The sequence below is a fragment of the Pseudomonas sp. CCNWLW23 genome (assembly GCF_037095675.1).
Taxonomy (GTDB): Bacteria; Pseudomonadota; Gammaproteobacteria; order Pseudomonadales; family Pseudomonadaceae; genus Aquipseudomonas; species Aquipseudomonas atacamensis.
This window is the reverse complement of record NZ_JBAWKM010000002.1, coordinates 376,236-393,962: the sequence shown is the minus strand read 5'-3', so window position 1 is coordinate 393,962 and position 17,727 is coordinate 376,236. Positions and strand designations below refer to the sequence as shown.

The 17,727-nt window shown below is 59.3% G+C and carries 17 protein-coding genes and 1 pseudogene; 6 read left to right on the top strand and 12 right to left on the bottom strand.

Annotation, left to right across the window (positions count from 1 at the left end):
• Positions 1–561 (top strand): annotated as a pseudogene (locus tag V8J63_RS04940) (saccharopine dehydrogenase); the annotation flags it as partial.
• Position 562: 1 nt separating this feature from the next.
• On the top strand, positions 563–1,060 hold the full coding sequence (locus tag V8J63_RS04935) for a DUF2269 family protein (RefSeq protein ID WP_125926184.1): 498 nt from the start codon (positions 563–565) through the stop codon (positions 1,058–1,060).
• Here V8J63_RS04935 and V8J63_RS04930 read toward each other — a convergent pair.
• Together V8J63_RS04930 and V8J63_RS04925 are read right to left on the bottom strand one after the other, a co-directional pair.
• Positions 1,043–1,495, bottom strand: coding sequence for a thiol-disulfide oxidoreductase DCC family protein (locus tag V8J63_RS04930; RefSeq protein ID WP_125926094.1), 453 nt, complete (start codon positions 1,493–1,495; stop codon positions 1,043–1,045). The genes V8J63_RS04935 and V8J63_RS04930 overlap by 18 nt on opposite strands.
• A 51-nt stretch (positions 1,496–1,546) precedes the next feature.
• A complete protein-coding gene (locus V8J63_RS04925; protein WP_336463680.1) occupies positions 1,547–2,467 on the bottom strand; it encodes an AraC family transcriptional regulator in 921 nt (306 codons plus the stop codon).
• 87 nt (positions 2,468–2,554) lie between these two features.
• On the opposite strand from V8J63_RS04925, the gene V8J63_RS04920 reads away from it, so the two are divergent.
• Entirely contained in the window at positions 2,555–3,523 is a 969-nt protein-coding gene (locus V8J63_RS04920; protein WP_130888059.1) for an oxidoreductase, read from the top strand.
• Positions 3,524–3,705: 182 nt separating this feature from the next.
• Here the strand turns inward: V8J63_RS04920 and V8J63_RS04915 are convergent, their stop codons facing one another.
• Positions 3,706–4,581, bottom strand: coding sequence for a LysR family transcriptional regulator (locus V8J63_RS04915; protein ID WP_130888058.1), 876 nt, complete (start codon positions 4,579–4,581; stop codon positions 3,706–3,708).
• Positions 4,582–4,679: 98 nt separating this feature from the next.
• Here V8J63_RS04915 and V8J63_RS04910 point away from each other — a divergent pair, with 98 nt between their 5' ends.
• Both V8J63_RS04910 and dctA read left to right on the top strand, forming a co-directional pair.
• Positions 4,680–5,849 carry a mandelate racemase/muconate lactonizing enzyme family protein gene (locus tag V8J63_RS04910; protein ID WP_024012582.1) on the top strand — a complete coding sequence of 390 codons (1,170 nt, stop codon included), beginning with the start codon at positions 4,680–4,682 and terminating at the stop codon, positions 5,847–5,849.
• Positions 5,850–5,951: 102 nt separating this feature from the next.
• A complete protein-coding gene (dctA, locus tag V8J63_RS04905; protein ID WP_125926098.1) occupies positions 5,952–7,259 on the top strand; it encodes a C4-dicarboxylate transporter DctA in 1,308 nt (435 codons plus the stop codon).
• Positions 7,260–7,306: 47 nt separating this feature from the next.
• Here dctA and V8J63_RS04900 read toward each other — a convergent pair whose 3' ends face one another.
• From V8J63_RS04900 to V8J63_RS04870, 7 genes are all read right to left on the bottom strand, one after another.
• Positions 7,307–7,711: a DUF1850 domain-containing protein gene (locus V8J63_RS04900; protein ID WP_130888057.1), complete on the bottom strand. Its 405-nt coding sequence runs from the start codon at positions 7,709–7,711 to the stop codon at positions 7,307–7,309.
• Complete coding sequence (locus V8J63_RS04895; protein WP_125926100.1) at positions 7,708–9,735, bottom strand: TRAP transporter permease; 2,028 nt, start codon at positions 9,733–9,735, stop codon at positions 7,708–7,710. The genes V8J63_RS04900 and V8J63_RS04895 overlap by 4 nt, the downstream gene beginning before the upstream one ends.
• A gap of 71 nt (positions 9,736–9,806) precedes the next feature.
• The gene (locus tag V8J63_RS04890) at positions 9,807–10,757 is read right to left on the bottom strand and encodes a TAXI family TRAP transporter solute-binding subunit (RefSeq protein WP_122881889.1); all 951 of its coding nucleotides are present in this window, start codon (positions 10,755–10,757) and stop codon (positions 9,807–9,809) included.
• A gap of 83 nt (positions 10,758–10,840) precedes the next feature.
• Positions 10,841–12,124, bottom strand: coding sequence for a C4-dicarboxylate TRAP transporter large permease protein DctM (gene dctM / locus V8J63_RS04885; protein ID WP_223630318.1), 1,284 nt, complete (start codon positions 12,122–12,124; stop codon positions 10,841–10,843).
• Positions 12,121–12,753, bottom strand: coding sequence for a TRAP transporter small permease (locus tag V8J63_RS04880; RefSeq protein WP_024012587.1), 633 nt, complete (start codon positions 12,751–12,753; stop codon positions 12,121–12,123). Before V8J63_RS04880 ends, dctM begins: the two co-directional genes overlap by 4 nt.
• A gap of 62 nt (positions 12,754–12,815) precedes the next feature.
• Positions 12,816–13,811, bottom strand: coding sequence for a C4-dicarboxylate TRAP substrate-binding protein DctP (dctP, locus tag V8J63_RS04875; RefSeq protein WP_024012588.1), 996 nt, complete (start codon positions 13,809–13,811; stop codon positions 12,816–12,818).
• 273 nt (positions 13,812–14,084) lie between these two features.
• Positions 14,085–14,342 carry a DUF6555 family protein gene (locus tag V8J63_RS04870; RefSeq protein ID WP_039758965.1) on the bottom strand — a complete coding sequence of 86 codons (258 nt, stop codon included), beginning with the start codon at positions 14,340–14,342 and terminating at the stop codon, positions 14,085–14,087.
• A gap of 445 nt (positions 14,343–14,787) precedes the next feature.
• On the opposite strand from V8J63_RS04870, the gene V8J63_RS04865 reads away from it, so the two are divergent.
• A complete protein-coding gene (locus V8J63_RS04865; protein ID WP_336463679.1) occupies positions 14,788–15,006 on the top strand; it encodes a hypothetical protein in 219 nt (72 codons plus the stop codon).
• 272 nt (positions 15,007–15,278) lie between these two features.
• Here the strand turns inward: V8J63_RS04865 and V8J63_RS04860 are convergent, their stop codons facing one another.
• A complete protein-coding gene (locus tag V8J63_RS04860; RefSeq protein ID WP_313872157.1) occupies positions 15,279–16,640 on the bottom strand; it encodes a purine-cytosine permease family protein in 1,362 nt (453 codons plus the stop codon).
• Between the two features lie 13 nt (positions 16,641–16,653).
• The gene (locus V8J63_RS04855; RefSeq protein ID WP_217879795.1) at positions 16,654–17,328 is read right to left on the bottom strand and encodes a cysteine hydrolase family protein; all 675 of its coding nucleotides are present in this window, start codon (positions 17,326–17,328) and stop codon (positions 16,654–16,656) included.
• Positions 17,329–17,727 lie beyond the last annotated feature (399 nt).

Below are 17,727 nucleotides of genomic sequence, written 5' to 3'. Positions count from 1 at the left end.
AAAAACGGCCAGGTTCACGAAGTATTGGGCTGGCTCGACCTGACCCTGCGCAGCATGCCGCAACTGGGCAAGCGGGTGCTGGCCAATGTCGATGTGCCGGACATGGATATTTTCGCTCGCCGCTATGGCGCACAGACGCTGCGCTTCAAGGCTGGCGCCGGCCTGAAGCTCGGCGGTGTCGCCAACGCCTTGCTGGCGCAAGCCTTGCGCTTCGGTCTGGTGCGCGATCATGTGCGCTGGGCGGCGCGTCTGCATCGACTGGGCACGTGGTTCGAACGCTTCGGTGATGGCAAAAGCGCGATGTACATCGATGTTCAAGGCATTGGAGTTGACGACCAGCCGCTGAGCATGACCGCGCAACTCACCGCACTGAATGACAAAGGCCCGGAAATCCCCAGCTGCGCCGCCGTCGCCCTCGCAACCAAAATGGCGCGGGGTTATGCACCGCAACCTGGCGCGCGGCCGTGTGTTGGCGAAATCAGCGTCGATGAATATCTGGCGGCGATCAACGATCCGGCCAACTTGAGCCTGTCGGTTCAATTCTCCGATGGGCAGCGTTGAGATGGTCTATCTGTGCCTGAAGTACCTGCATGTAATCGCGGCGATTTTCCTCTTCGGTTTCGGCATGGGTTCCTACCTCTACCTGATCGCCGCCAGCCGCAGCGGCAACCCGCAAGTGATCGCCCATGTCGCACGAATGGTGGTGCGCTTTGATACGTGGATCACCACGCCGGCCGGGTTTGTGCAGGTCATTACCGGCTATCTGCTGATGCGGCTCTCGGGGCTTTCGATGAGCACCGAATGGCTGCTGACTTCGCTGATCATTTTCTTCTGTGTCGGCGCGTTGTGGCTGCCGGTGCTGGTGTTGCAAAAGCGTTTGCAGAGCATGGCGCTGAGCGCGGGCGAAGGTAGCCTGCCTCTGGATGATCGCTACGCGAGCACGTACCGCTGGTGGTTCTGGATGGGCGTCGTCGGGTTCGCCGGGATGTTTGTCATCGTGCTGATGATGGTGACGAAGATGACGCCGCTGCAACTGATCGGGTCAGCCGTGGGCCTTTAGAAAACGGCTTTCGTGATCCGCAGTCGGCAGCAGACAAGTGTCGTACTTGCCGAACAGCCGATACCGATTCAGCGCGATGCGATCGTAAGCCCAGTCGCGCAGACGACGCGGGAAGATCCGCAGCAGTTTCAGCGGCTGCCAGCGCCCTGGCAGTTGCCCGACCACTTCGAGAAACGCATCCGAGCGTTCCCAATAATTGCGGTCGCGGATCACCGCCATGGTGTCGAACTCGTCCAGCGGCAAACCGGCCCACGCCAGCAAGGCCTGGCCCTCGGGCGATTGCACGGTCGCCAGCCGCACGCGGCGCTGACGGTCATACCGAATCAGAAAACGCGCCCAGCCGTTGCACAGTTTGCACACACCGTCGAACAGCACCACGGTTTCGCCTGGCTTGAGCAATGGCGCGGGGGTGGGGCGGGTTTTCATGGCAGGCATAGGCGGATGTCCTTGGCGGCGGTTGTCGCGATCATAACCTTGATCACCGGACTATAAGAGTGAATCGCGCCGGTATTGCCCCGGCGATATTCCGTGCACGCGGCGGAATGCAGCGCCAAACGCCGCGTCGGACAGATAGCCCAGTGACGCGGCGACAGTGGCCACATTGTCCCGGCCATTGCGCAAGCGGAACGCGGCCACGCGCATCCGCCAGCGCGTGGCGTACTCGACCGGCGCTACACCCATGCAAGTTTTGAATAACACCGCGAAACCCGATCGCGACATGCAGGCAATCTCGGCCATTTGCGTCAGTCGCCAAGGCATCTGCGGAGCAGCGTGAATGGCGCGCAACACGCCGGCAATCGCCGGTTCCCGCAGTCCACCCAGCCACGCCAGTTGTTCGGCATCCGCGCTGTTGATGTGATGGCGCAGCGCATGGATGAAGATCAGCCGCAGCAGGTCGTTGCACATCGCCTGCGAGCCAGGCTGATGCGACGGCCACTCGCGCCCCAGTTCATCCAGCAGCCAGCCGAACGACGAGGCGCCTGCGGTTTCGGCACGAATGATCAGCGAGGTCGGCAGCACGTTGAGCAGTTCGGTTGCGCCGGGTCCCGACAGCGACACGCTGCCGCCCAGCAACTCGACTTCCTCGCCGACACCGAACGTTGCCGAGGCTTCGTCATGGGCGAAAACCTCCGCTGCATTCACCGCCTCGACGTCGGCGCCGCTGGCCAGAATGAACGGCGTGCGCGACACCACAAAACAGTCGCCGGCCTGCAACAGGCGCGCCGGCATGCCTTGCATGCGCAGCCAGCATTCGCCTCGTCGCACCACGTTGAATTTCAGTTCGATGGGTTGGAAACGCAGCGCCCAGGCACCGCCCGCTTGCAAGCGAACCGAGCAGGCTGCGCGCAGTTCCGAGAGTGCCAATACGGTAGAGAGTGGGTCGCCAGCAGGACTTTGGATGATCACGACAGAAACCTGGATTTATCAGACTGGTTCGTCCCGAGAGCTTAGCCAAGAATGAAGGCCTTCGATAGCTCACTCAGGATTACGCCCATGGCCACGCTTCAACAACCTGTGCAATCACCGTTCAACGCCGCCAGCACAGCGGCTGAAGTCATGGCCGGCATCGATCTGCGCGGGCAGCTCGCTGTGGTCACCGGCGGCTATTCCGGCCTCGGTCTGCTGACGGTAAAAAGCCTCGCGGCGGCAGGGGCGCAAATTATCGTGCCGGCCAGAGATACCGCGCGAGCTGAGGCTGCATTGGCTGGAGTGGACGGTGTCCGCGTGATGCCCATGGACCTCATGCAGGCCGAGTCGGTGGCGGCGTTCAGCCACAGCGTGGTCAGCGCGGGTCAGCCAGTGTCCTTGCTGATCAACTGCGCCGGAATCATGGCCGCGCCGTTGCTGCGCGATGCCGATGGCCATGAGAGCCAGTTCGCGACCAACCATCTCGGTCATTACCGCCTGATCTGCGGCCTCTGGCCCGCGCTGGTCAAGGCTGGCCAGGCGCGGGTGCTGTCGGTGTCCTCGCGCGGGCATCAGATTGCCGGAGTCGACTTTGATGACATCGATTTCCTGCAACGGCCGTATGACAAATGGGTCGCCTATGGCCAGTCGAAAACCGCCAACGCCTTGTTTGCCATCGCACTCGATCAGCGTGGGCGTAGCCAAGGTGTTCGCGCATTTTCATTGCATCCGGGGCAGATTCTGACGGATCTGGCACGGCACCTCAGCACAGCGGAGCTTGCCGCATTCGACGCGCTGGATGAGCAGGGCCGGCCACGGCTGGATGCGCACAATGGACTGAAAACTGTCGAGCAAGGCGCGGCGACGGGGTTGTGGTGCGCGACCAGTGCATTGCTTGCGGATTTGGGCGGCGTGTATTGCGAAGACTGCAATGTTGCGCCGGTCAATGAACCGGAAGCAGGCCGCAAGGGTGTTGCGAAATGGGCGGCGGATGCTGAGTTGGCTGAGCGACTTTGGGCGGTTTCGGAGCTATGGACGGGGCTCACGGTGGCATGAATCGAGTCAAAGGCCAAAAGCCCCTCACCCTAACCCTCTCCCGGGGGGAGAGGGGACTGACCGAGGTGTTCAGTAGAAATTCGCCGACCTGAAATACCGGGTCGAACTCAGTTCTTGAACAGCACCCAGATCGGCTCCCTCTCCCTCGGGAGAGGGCTGGGGTGAGGGGCTGCTCGATAGAGTTACTCTTCCAGCTTCGCCCAGAATTCCTCGGCCGAAGGGCTGATCGGTGCCGTCGGGCGAGTCAGGTGGATTTCCAGTGGAATATCCCAACTTTCATCCAGTGCCCTGACCAGACGCCCGTCAGCCATTTCCTGTTCGGTCAGGCTTTTTGGCAGCCAGGCCACGCCTTTGCTTTCCAGCGCCATCGACATCAGCACTGCGGCCAAGTGGCTGCTGAACAATGGTTTCAAGTGCAGATAATCAGCCTTGCCATGCAACCTGTGGGCGACGATTCGGCCCAGGCCCGATTCGTGGGTGTAGGCCAGATAGGGCAGGGTTTCAGGCGACGTGCCGAACTGTGCTGAAGCACTCGCCAGCGGCACAAGTACGTCCTCGCCAACCTTCTTGCCAATGAACTGATCCGGCGCCAGTAACGGCGGAACGTCGGGGTGGCGATGGCATAGCAGGAACTGCACCTGGCCATGAATCAGCATCTGTTCGCACACGGCCATGCTGTCGGAATGCAGGCGAACCGCATCGATCGGCGCGCCACTTTCGGCGCTGCGCAACCAGCGTGGGAAGAAGGTGAATGACAGCGAATGAGTGGCGGCGAACTGCAAGGTTTTCGCCGCCATGCCAGCCACTTCCTGGGCCTCGGAGCGCATGCGGTAAAGGCGTCTGGCCGCTTCTTGGGCGCTGGGCAGAATCTGCCGGCCGGCCTCGGTCAACGTCGCACCTTGCGGGGTGCGCACGAACAATTCCACACCCATCCAGTTCTCCAGCGAGCGCACTCGGCGACTGAACGCCGGCTGCGTCACATGGCGCGCTTCGGCGGCCCGGACAAAGCTGCCGTACTCGGCCAGTGCTGAAAAATCCTCAAGCCAAACCAGTTCCAAGGGCAATGCCTCCTGTGCATAGGGCGCGGCATTAATAGCATTGGGCGGGTGTCGTCGCAAAGCATAACGTTGGGTCACCACAACAAGAGGAACCCGTCATGCGTATCGTCGATATCCGTGAAAAAACCGTCTCCATTGCTTCCCCGATCGCCAATGCCTACATCGATTTTTCGAAGATGACCTGCTCGGTCGTTGCGGTCATTACCGACGTGATTCGCGACGGCAAACCGGTCATCGGTTACGGCTTCAACTCCAACGGTCGCTACGGCCAGGGCGCGTTGATGCGCGATCGTTTTCTGGCGCGGATCACTGAAGCCGACCCGGAAACCCTGATCGATCACGAGAACAATAACCTCGATCCGTTCGCCATCTGGAAAACCCTGATGACCAACGAAAAACCGGGCGGCCATGGCGAGCGTTCAGTAGCGGTCGGCACCATCGATATGGCGGTGTGGGATGCGGTGGCGAAGATTGAAGGCAAGCCGCTGTATCGCCTGCTTGCCGACCGTTATCGCAACGGCGTTGCCGATGACAAAGTCTGGGTGTATGCGGCGGGTGGCTATTACTACCCGGGCAAGGACCAGAGCAAGCTCAAGGCGGAAATGCAGAGCTATCTGGATCGTGGCTATGACGTGGTCAAGATGAAGATTGGCGCGGTGCCGCTGGACGAAGATATCCGCCGCATCGAAGCGGTGCTCGAAGTGGTGGGCGACGGCCAGCGCCTGGCGGTCGACGCCAACGGCCGCTTCGATCTGCAGACCGGTATCGCCTACGCCGAAGCGATCAAGAAGTACAACCTGTTCTGGTACGAAGAAGTCGGCGACCCGCTGGATTATGCGCTCCAGGCTGAGTTGGCCAATCACTACGAACTGCCGATGGCCACCGGCGAAAACCTGTTCTCTCACCAAGATGCCCGCAACCTGTTGCGCCACGGCGGCATGCGCCCTGACCGTGACTACCTGCAATTCGACTGCGCGTTGTCCTACGGGCTCGTTGAGTACATGCGCACCCTGAAAGTGATGGAAGAGCTGGGTTGGTCTTCGCGTCGCGTGGTACCGCATGGTGGTCACCAGATGTCGCTGAACATCGCCGCCGGTCTGCACTTGGGCGGCAACGAATCGTACCCGGACGTGTTCCAGCCATTCGGCGGTTTTGCCGATGGCATCCGCGTGGAGAACGGCTACGTCGGGCTGCCGGATATCCCGGGGGTAGGCTTCGAAGCCAAATCTGCGCTGTATGCCGTCATGCGTGAACTGGGCGAGGGCTGATTCGGTTTTATCTGCGGCCTCGATTTCCGAGGCCGCAGCTTCAGGCGTCATCCTCGACGCCAAAGCCACATGCCCACCACAACAATAAAATGAGGTGCTTCCGTGGAAACTTCAAAATCGCGCTGGTACAGCCAGCTCTATGTGCAAGTGCTGATCGGCATCGTCATCGGCGCTGCCATCGGATACTTCGTGCCGGACATCGGCGCCAAGCTGCAGCCGTTTGCCGACGGTTTCATCAAGCTGATCAAGATGCTCCTGGCGCCGATCATTTTCGGCACGGTGGTGGTCGGTATCGCCAAGATGGGCAGTATCAAGGAGGTCGGCCGCATCGGTGTGAAAGCGCTGATCTACTTCGAGATTCTTTCCACCATCGCTCTGGTGGTCGGCCTGATCGTAGTCAACGTGGTCAAGCCCGGCGCCGGCATGAACATCAACGCCGGCACCCTCGATGGCAGTGCTGTCAACAAATACAGCCAGGCGGCGAGCGAGCAGGGCGGCCTCGTCGAATTCTTCCTCAATATCATTCCGCACACCTTCCTCGGCGCCTTCTCCAATGGCGTCATGCTGCAAGTGATTCTGTTGTCGGTGCTGATGGGCGTCGCCTTGGTGCAAATGGGCGAAACCAGCAAACCGCTGATCAACACCATCGATCTGTTCCTGCAAGGTCTGTTCAAAATCGTCGCGATGGTCATGCGTCTGGCGCCGCTGGGTGCGGGGGCTGGCATGGCATTCACCATCGGCAAATACGGCATCGGCACCTTACTGTCGCTGGGGCAGTTGCTGGTCGCGCTGTACATCACCACGCTGATCTTCATCGTCGTGGTACTGGGCGCGGTGGCGCGATGGTCGGGCATGCCGTTGATGCAGTTTCTGCGATATTTCAAAGATGAAATCCTGATCACGCTCGGCACCTGCTCGACCGAAGCGGTGCTGCCGCGAATGATGGTCAAACTGGAAAAGCTCGGCTGCAAAAAGTCCGTGGTCGGCATGGTCCTGCCGACGGGCTACACCTTCAACGCGGACGGCACCTGCATTTACCTGACCATGGCGGCGATCTTCATCGCCCAGGCGACCAACACACCGCTGACCTTCATGGACCAGATGATCCTGCTCGGCGTGTTCCTGCTGACCTCCAAGGGCTCGGCCGGTGTGGCGGGAGCAGGGTTCGTGACCCTGGCGGCCACGCTCACCACCATTCACTCGATACCTCTGGTGGGCCTGGTGTTGCTGTTGGGCATCGACCGCTTCCTCAACGAGGCGCGAGCGGTGACCAACCTGATCGGCAACGGCATCGGCACCATTGCCATTGCCAAGTGGGACAACTCCTTCGATGTCGAAGCGTGCGAGCGGGAAATCGCCGCCATGAAACACGCCAAGGCCGAACGTAAATCGTTGCTGGCGCACAAGTAATCCGCGAAACGTGGCGATGTTGGCGACAGCTCGCCACGGCTTCCTGGCTAACCATCATGCGATGGCGAAGTCATTTCGCAACCCCACAACTGCAAAAACGGCTGGCTGATATTGGCCGGCCCAACCCATCGGCTGACCAGTTCGCACTTGCCATCCATGCATAACTGGTAATCGCCGGCCTGCGGGGTTCGGCCCAATTGCAGTGGTTGCAGCGGCGGCAAGTGGCGTCGGAAATGCCAACTGCCGTTCTCCAGCCGGGCATCGTCGGGTATCTCCATGCCAGCGCCGTTGCCGCGAACCCTGGCCTGCTCAAGAACCAGCCCTTGGGCCGTGACGCGGTAGTCTTCCTCCCAGCGGATCTTTTCGATGCTGTGGTTCCAGGCCAGGGTGAAGTTCGCTACCGGCAACTGTGCCCAGATACTGCCGGCCAGACCCAGGCACAAGCCGATCATGCATTGGCCGCTGCTGCGCGCCGCGAGCGCCAGACGTGTTGCACGATTACCAGAATCCCGAGTGCGAAGCCGATTTCATCGGTCACCGGCAGTGCCACGATCAGCAGGGCGCCGGCGCCGAGACTGAGCACCCGTTCCCAGATCAGCATTTTCTGTTGCAGAAAACCGGTAGACGCCATGCCCCAGAGACCAACCGCCAGAAGAGTCTTGATCAGCATGTAGGCAGTTGCCCACAAGTTGTCGCCTTGCAGCATCAGCGCCGGGTTGTAGACCGCCATGAACGGGATGACGAAACCGGCCAGCGCAATGCGCACGGCCCACAGGCTGATCTTGAAGCCGCTTTCCTTGGCGATCGGCGCGGCGGCAAAACAGGCGAGGGCGACCGGCGGGGTCAGGTCGGCGAGGATGCCGAAGTAGAACACGAACATGTGCGACACGATCAGTGGCACGCCCAGCTCCAGCAGGGCGGGCGCGGCGATCGAGCTGGTGATGATGTAGTTGGGAATGGTCGGAATGCCCATCCCTAGCACCAAGCAAGTGATCATCGTCAGGATCAGCGACAGCAGCAGGTTGTCGCGGCCGATGGCGAGGATGTAGCCGGCAAACGTCGAAGCGACGCCGGTGAGCGAAACGATGCCGATGATGACGCCGACCAGTGCGCAGGCGATGCCCACCGGTACCGCGTGGCGGGCGCCCTCGACCAGCGCGTGCAGGCAGATCAGCAGCGTGTCGCGACCACCCTTGATGAAAGCGCAGACCAGCACCAGGACGGCAATGACTGCAAAAATCACCGCGATGCCAAGCTGGAAAAAACCTGTGCAGAGCACGCCGAGTGCAATCCAGAACGCACAACGCAGGCCAAAGCTGTGCACCCGGAAAATGATCGCCGAGCCAAGAATCACGATGGCAGTCAATGCCAGGCCGACCATGCCCGAGAACAGCGGTGTGCGCCCGGAAAACAACAGGTACACCAGAACCAGCAGAGGAATCAGCAAATACCAGCGGGCTTTCACCGCGCCCCATGCGCTGGGGCATTGGTCTTTGGGCAGGCCCTTGAGGTTGGAGCGCTTGGCTTCCAGATGGACCATCCAGAATACCGAACCGAAATACAGCAGGGCCGGAATCAGCGCCGCCTTGGCGATTTCGACGAAGGGCACATTGATGGTTTCAGCCATGATGAAGGCGACCGCGCCCATCACCGGAGGCATGATCTGGCTGCCCATGCTGGAGGTGGCTTCCACGCCGCCGGCGAACGCGGCGCGATAGCCAAAGCGCTTCATCAGCGGAATGGTGAATTGCCCGGTCGTCACGACGTTGGCAATCCCGGAGCCGGTGATCGTCCCCATCAATGCCGACGAGGCCACGGCCACTTTCGCCGGGCCTCCCAGCTTGTGACCGAACAAACCCATGGCGAAGTCGGTAAACAGCTTGATCATGCCGGCTTGCTCAAGAAACGCGCCAAACAGGATGAACAGGAAAATGTAGGTCGCCGATACGTAGGTCGGCGTGCCGTACAGCCCTTCGGTGCCGAACGACAGCTGATTGATGATCTGGTCGAAACCGTAGCCGCGATGGGCCAGTTCGCCGGGCAGGTATTCCCCGAACAGGCCGTACGCCAGGAACAGCCCGCAAATCACCGGCAGCGCGATGCCCATGACCCGTCGCGCGGCTTCGAAGACCAGGGCAATCAATACGATGCCGATCATCAGGTCGGCCGAGGTGAGGTCACCGGAGCGCTGGATCAGATCGGCCTCGAACACCCATTGATACAGCGCGGTAGCGATGGCGGCCAGGCTCAGCAGCCAGGCCAGCGGTTGCCACGGACGGTCTGTGCCGTGTGCCGGATAACTGAGAAACACCACCCACAGCAGGAAACCGACGTGCACCGCACGCAGCACCTGGCTGGAGAGAGGAGAGAAGGCTGCGGTGACGATCTGGAAAATCGAGAACAGCAACGCTACGTAAAACAGGGTTTTCGGCCAGTCCCGTGGGTTCGCGGAAATACCGTGATGCTCGTCACTCATTGGCTGCCTTCCTCATGACCACGCAAAGGAATCGACGCTGCAGTGGCCGTCACGCCACTGCGCACAGGCGCTTATAAAGCGCCTTTTTCCTTGTAGTAGCGTTCGGCGCCGGGGTGCAGCGCGATCGGCAGGTTTTTCGCGGCCGCTTCCAGCTTGATGTCCTTGGCCGCCGAATGGGAGTTACCCAAGCGCCCCAGGTTGTCGAACAGCAGGCGGGTCATGTCATAGACGACGTCATCCGGCAGGTCGGCGCGGGTCACCAGAATATTGGTGATTGCCACGGTGGGCACGGCTTCGGCCTGTCCGTCGTAGGTGTTGGCCGGGATCATTGCGCTCTGGTAGGCCGGATTGCCGATTTTTGTCACCACCTCGCTCGGAATGGCGACGTAGTTCAGCGGCATCACCGACGACAGGTCGCGAATGGCGGCCATGCCCAGTCCCGACGATTGCAGGGTGGCGTCCAGTTGCCGGTTCTTGATCAATTCCACCGATTCGGCAAACGGCAGATATTGCACCTTGCCCATGTCCTCGTAGGTCAGGCCGGCCGCTTTGAATATCGCCCGCGCATTCAATTCAGTCCCGGATTTAGGGGCGCCGACCGAGATGGTCTTGCCCTTGAGATCGGCGAGGGTTTTGATCCCCGACTCTTTGCTAGCGACGATTTGAATGTAATTGGGATAGGCGCCGCCCAAGGCGCGCAATTTGGTCAGTGGTGCTTTGAAACCGGCGTCCTCCACGCCGTTTTTGGCGTCGGCCACTGAGTCGCCCAAAGCCAGGGCCAACTCGCCGCGACCGGCCTGTAGCAAATTGAGGTTTTCCACCGACGCTTTGGTGGCCTGCACCGATGTCTTCGAACCGGCAATACCGTCGCTGTAGATTTGCGACAGACCGACCCCGATCGGGTAGTAAACCCCACTGGTTCCGCCGGTGAGGATATTGATGAACACGGGCGCGGCCTGCGCAGCACTGCTAAGGGTCAGCGTGGCGGCGGCCAGCAGGGCAAAGCGTGTTTTGACTCGCATGGGGGCACTTCTCCGTCTTGTTATGGTTTTAAGCAGAGTGATTGCACTCTAGCCGGTCCCGGCTGAACGTGATCGTCACGACGTCAGTTCATCCCCAGCCAGTTCGGCAGCACCAGTGAGATCCATGGCACGTAAGTAATCAGGATCAGGAACAACAGCAGAATCGACAACCAGGGCATCGCGGCTTTGACTGTGGCGGGCAAGGACATGCCGGTCACCGCCGAGGTCACGAACAGGTTCAGGCCCACCGGTGGCGTGATCAGGCCGATCTCAAGGTTGACCACCATGATGATGCCGAGGTGAATCGGATCGATGCCCAGTTTCATCGCGATGGGAAAAAGAATGGGCGCCAGGATCAGGATGATCGCTGACGGTTCCATGAACGCGCCGGCAATCAACAGCACAATGTTGACCATCAGTAGAAACGTCACCGGTGTCAGCCCGGCTTCGATCACCCAGGCAGTGATTTGTTGAGGTAACTGTTCGGTGGTCAGCACGTGGGCGAACAGCATGGCGTTGGCAATGATGAACATCAGCATGATGCTCAGTTTGGCCGAGTCGAGGAGAACATTGGGGGTCTCGCGAAAGGTCAGATCCTTGTAAACGAACAGAGCGATGAAGGCCGAATAGACGGCGGCCACGGCGGCGGCTTCGGTCGGGGTGAACATGCCCGAATAGATGCCGCCGAGGATGATCACCATCAGCAACAGGCCCCATATTGCTTTGCGTGCCGTACTCAGAAACTCGCGAAGCGTCGCACGCGGCAAGGCGGGGAGATTTTTCTTCACCGCGACGATGTAGATCGCCACCATCAATGCCGTGCCCAGCAGCAGGCCAGGCACCACGCCGGCCATGAACAGCTTGCCCACGGAGGTTTCTGTAGCAGCGGCGTAAACCACCATCACGATCGACGGCGGGATCAGGATGCCCAACGTACCGGCGTTGCAGATGATCCCTGCGCCGAACGCTTGCGGATAGCCGGAACGGACCATCCCGGCAATCGCAATCGAGCCCACCGCAGCGACCGTGGCGGGACTTGAACCGGAGAGGGCGGCGAACAGCATGCAGGCCAGCACCGCCGCGATGGCCAGGCCGCCGCGAATATGCCCGACACAGGCGTTGGCGAAGTCGATCAGCCGGCGGGCGACGCCGCCGGTGGTCATGAAGGCCCCCGCCAGCAGGAAAAACGGAATGGCCAGCAGCGTGTAGTGTTCCGAGGTCTCGAACAGTTTGATCGCCAGCGAGCGCACCGAGTCGGGACTGAAGAAAATGATCGTCAGGGAGCCGGCCAGGCCCAGTGAGATGGCGATCGGCACGCCGATGAACATCAAGGCGAACAGGGCCACGAACAGGAAGGCGATGGTCATGGCTTGTCATCCTCGTGTTCGGCAAGTTTCAGCGCGTCGGCCGCTTCATCGGCCAGGCCGAGGCCGGTCTGACGGTTGAGCAGGATGCGCAGGAGAATTTCAGCGAAGCGGATGAACACCAGCGCGAAGCCCAGCGGCACGATCAACCCGATATGCCACTGCATGACGCCGAAATGGCCGAGATCCTCGGCACCGATACCGGCGTTCATCAAGGTTTCAATCCATTCGAAGCTGGCGACGGCGAGCAGCCCCGCGTAGGCCAGACAGCACAGGCAGGCCAAAATGCCGATGTAGCGCTGTACCGATCTGCGCGCCAGTTTGACCAGTGCGTCGACACCGATGTGCCCGGCGGTGCGCACGCCATAAGCCAGGCCGAAAAAAATCAGCCAGCCAAACAGCGCTTTGGTCAGGGCGGTGCTCCAGGTCATGGCCTGCGCCATGCCCATGATCTGATCGCCAACGGCGAACAGCGGGACACTGGCCGCCGGCCAATGATCGGCGAGCCAGTAAAACAGGCTGTAGAAGTTGTTGAGGATCACGTAGACAAACGTGACGAGGGTCATGGCCGCCAGAAGGAAGACGATGAAGCCTTCCTCGAAGTGTTCCCAGATTCGCCGAAGCGCTTTCATGGATGGCATCTCACGTCGAGTGAAGACGGGCAGGCGCCGACGCAGCGGCGCCTGCCTTGCGATTATTGCGCCTGGTTTGCGGCTTCGGCGGCAGAGATCAGCTCAGCGCCGATTTCGCCTTCGAATTTCTTCCACACCGGTTTCATCGCATCGCGCCATTGCGCACGTTCTTCTGGCGTGAGGGTGATGATTTCCGTGGTTTTGGCGGCAAGAATGCGCTGCTTGTCACCCTCGTTCAGTTGCTGGGCTTCCTTGTTCACGTGGGTGGTGACTTCCACGACGATCTTGTCCAGTTCGCTGCGCACGTCGGGCGGCAGGCCGTTCCAGAACTTGGTGTTGGTGATCAGCATGTAGTCCAGTACACCGTGGTTGGATTCGGTGATGTACTTCTGCACTTCATGCATCTTCTGGCTGTAGATGTTCGAGTAAGGATTTTCCGCGCCGTTGACCACACCGGTCTGCAGGCCTTGATATACCTCGGCAAAACTCATCTTGCGCGGATTGGCGCGCACCGCCTTGAACTGCTCCTCCAGCACCGCCGAGGCCTGCACCCGGAACTTCAGGCCGCGCGCATCCGCCGGTACACGCAGTGGCTTGTTGGCCGACAGTTGTTTCATGCCGTTGTGCCAATAAGCCAGGCCGGTGATGTTTTTGCTTTCCATGGATTTGAGCAGGCCCTGACCCTGCGGGCTCAGTTGAAAGCGGTCGACAGCGTTGATGTCATTGAAAAGAAAGGGCAGGTCGAACAACTGCACTGACTTGGTGTACTGCTCGAACTTGGCCAGCGACGGCGCAATCATCTGCACATCGCCGAGCAACAGCGCTTCCATTTCCTTGCCGTCACCAAAGAGCGAGGAGTTGGGATACACCTCGACCTTGACCTTGCCCGGCAAACGTTCCTCGACCAGTTTCTTGAACAGCAACGCACCTTGCCCCTTGGGCGTCTGGTCAGCGACCACATGCGAGAACTTGATGATCACCGGGTCTGCCGCCATGGCCGGGTTCATGCTGCTTACCGCCAAAGCGCAGGCAAGTGCGCTGAACAGAGATCTGAGCATCTGGGTGATTCCTCTTGTTTTTATTGTGATGACCGCTCGACGCGCTGAACGCGTTCAAGTGCCGAGACATGTTCAAGTCTAGGCAGAAATATCTGATTTGCCGGGGAATTGACCAGAAAACCGCAAAACAGTGGCGAGTCAACTGACTACGTGGTTCCGTCAGGGCCGTGAACGGTATGGGGATTACCCGGCAATGAGTGACGTTTGAATTTCAAGTGCCCGCTGCTGAAGGTGAACCGGGCAGATAGGCCTCGGGTTGGCGGCGCGGGATTCTCATATCGCCAGGTCCTCGTCCCAACACACGGCCTTTGATTCGTGCCATTGCACGTCGGTGACGCCGAATCGCTCGGCCATCGGTTTCGAAAAGCGCTTCAATGGAGGCCGGCCTGGCTTGGGAATTGGCGTCAAGCCGGCATCACAACTCGCCCACTGCCAGGCTTCTGCGTTGTTCATCAATTTAGCGCGGATAATGAAAGATTTGGGCACACCGTGAAGTCGGTACTTGATCATGTACAAATCTGTCTGGCTCATGAGGCTCTCCTGTTACTCATGAAAGAGGGATGTTCCTCGTGCCAGGAAATTCACAGTTTTTTCTAACATCTCGACATGCGTCCGCACCGGTTGAAAATTACTTATACAAGCATGCGCTTGCGGTATAACAGCGCTCCTCTTGTGATTGCGAAAGTTTGATCAGCGCAACTAAGCGAAACGGCAAAATATATCGACGCTTGCCCGGTGTGATGGCATTTGAATGTCATTTTATGTTGACGAGGATTATCGCTGCGTTTAACTAGCGCATAATCTGTAGATCGCTGCCGATACTGTCAAATTAGTACGTTGGTGCAGTTAATACAGTGGAATATTTTAGTTAGCAAGCTTCGCAAGCGAGGCGATAAACGAACTATTTCCTGTACAGATTCAGCGAAGCTCATGTAATGGTTAATGACCCGTTTGTGCCTTGACAGGAAGAAGGGCCATGGAAAACGACGAGCTGCGTCAAACTTGTACAAAATGCAATAGGCTGTACAAAACCTCGCCGCAAGCGGAGCGTTGCAAGGCAAGCGCCGGCCATGGCGGGCTTTGTGAGAAGTGTCTCAAAAACGAGCAGGAGCGGGTGATCAATGAGCGCCTGGCCTTGTGCGTCGCGAAGATGTTGGACATTGATCGTCAGTTCAAGCCATCAGCGAAACGCTGATATTCACTTCAGCTCGCAAACGAGGCGGCTGATGAAATTCAGCAAGGCTCAACGATTACCGCTGCGCTTGTACAACTGCAGAGAGTTGGGTTGGGCCGTTGATCATGTCCCTGACGATAAATCACTGCCAGTAATTGTTTTGACTTACGTATAAATCGAATCGTCCAGTTTCCCGGATGTTACACAAACTTGCACAGGAAGTAAGAGGCCCGTGAATACGGGCCTTAGTACTGTTCCGATAAAAGAGCACAAACGCTCTCAGCCTGCGAACATCAAACTTGCGATGCCTTGATCAACAGCGAACCGCGCCGGCGCATGAGGGCGTAGTAAGCGCACGCAGGGCACAGCAAGCCAACGACCCACGCCAGGTCTACGCCTTGCAGGCTGGTGGCAACAGGCCCGACGTACATCGAGGTGTTCATGAACGGAATTTCCAGAGCAATCGTGCAAAGGAATACTGCGATTGCTGTCCAGTTCACCCGACCATAGATACCTGCCGGATCGAAGATGTCGGTAATCCGGTAAACGCCTTTGCGCAGCGCGTAGTAGTCGACAAGATTGATCGCCGTCCAGGGGATCAGAAAGTAGCTCATGAAAAAGATGAAATTCAGGAAGAACTGCAGAAAGTCGTCCTGCGCCAGAGTGCATAAACCGGTAGCGGTCGTGCAGATGATCAGCAGAAATCCCGCACGTACAGACGGGGTGATTTTGAGCGCAGAGAAAGGCTCGATCATCGTGACCGTCGACATGAAAGCGCCATACAGGTTGAACACGTTGATGGCGATCTGGCCGTAAAGCACGAATGCCACCATCAGCAGCGTGCCTCCTCCGAGCAGGCCTATCAGATGCAGCCCGACGTTATCGGAGAACCCCACCATGCCCTTGGCCAGCACGGCGCCTAACAGCATCATCCAGCTTCCGCCGATCACGGTACCGGCATAGCTGTACCAGAACACTTGGCGGGTGGATGTGTCGCTCGGCAAATACCGAGAGTAGTCCGCCACGTAAGGTGCGTAGGACAGTTGCCAAGTGACCGCGATGCTGACGGAGGCGAGGAAGCTGACCAGATTGAAACCCTGCGCGGTCCATTGGCCGGCCTCTATCGGCAGCGCGAGGGCGAGCAGGGTGGCGATGCCGAACACGGCAATCGAAATCAGCGAAAGCAGCTTCTGCACGCGATGAATCAGTTGGTAGCCGAACAGCGCGACCAGGAAGCATGCCGCGCCCAGCAGAGCGATGTTGCCAGCGGTGCTCAACGGGCTCAGGTCGCTCACCGCCTGAGCAGCCAACAGCGTGTTGCTGACGAAAAAGCCCAAGTAGATAAGCATGACGAACAGCAGCGGGACGATAGCGCCGAAAACCCCGAATTGTGCCCGGCTCTGGATCATCTGCGGAATACCCAGTCTCGGTCCCTGCGCGGAGTGCGAAGCCATGAAGATTGCACCAATCAGCGAACCGATAAGGATCGATAGCGCACTCCAGAAAAGATTGAGTCCCAGGCTGATGGGCAACACGCCAGCCGCTACCGTGGTGATGTTGGCGTTGGCACCAAACCAGACGAAGAACAGGGAACGGGGCCGACCGTGACGCTCGCTCTCTGGGATAAAGTCGATGCTGCGTTTTTCAACTTTCATGTCTGTTCTCCGTTCAGCAGGCGTCGACGAGGCGGCGTTGAAAGCGCGCTACGACTTGTGGGAATTCATCTGGCTGGAAGGCGAGGTGATCGGGTTCGGCGGTTCGAAGCGATGTTGCCGGCTCGTTGTTCCAGCGTCTCGACAACTGCTCGGTGGTGAAGAGCTCCAGCCCGTACAGCCAGTTGGAAAGGATGAACAGTGCCGAGTAATGCGCTCCCTCTGTAGTCGCACTACAGGCGTCAGCGACAAGGCTGACCTGGAAGTCGTGCTGATAGGCGTCGAACAGACTGCTCATGACACACACATCCGTCAGCACGCCGATGACCACCAGGTGTTTGATGCCTCGGCGGTTGAGCATCTGAGCCAAACGGGTGCCGTGGAAGGCGCTGTAGCGGCGTTTATCGATGACGACGTCAGCGTCTCGAGGCGCCAGGGCGTCAATGATCTCGATCGCAAATGTGCCGGCGCGGTAAGTCGTTGGCCTGCCTTGGTCGTCTACCGGTTCGCCCAGCGCCAGATCGCGGCCCGGAGCGTCGTTGACATGGCGGGTGTAGAAAATCGGGATGTGCAACTGGCGAGCGCGATCGATCAGGGATGCGGCGTTATCGACCACTTGATCGAAGCGTTCGAGCGGGAAGCCATCTTCCTTTTGCATATCGATCACAAGCAAGGCGGTATCTTGGTTCATCAGGTTTGTTCCGGATGCAGAGCGCCGGGCGAGCCGGAGGGACTCACCAGGAAACTCGGTAATGACGGTGCGCAGCGATCCGCCAAGGCGGAAACTGCGAGAGATCGAGAGAGACTCTCGTGGGGAGGTGTTACCTGACTATCTGCCAGAAACCGTTTTGCTTCGCGCTCACGCAGGATGGCAGCTGCGGCAGCACGATGGAGGACGAAGAGCGGAATCGACGGAGATAACGCGCCATGGCTGCGCACGGCAACGCACACACCGCGCTTGAAGAGCGGGTGTGAGCGTCGCCGAAATTTGCGGAGGATGCAGGCATGGCCATAGACCTTGAGCGCGATATGCACTGGAGGAGCAAGATACGGGCCAAGCTGTGCAAGGCCTTCGAAGCCATTGAGCCAG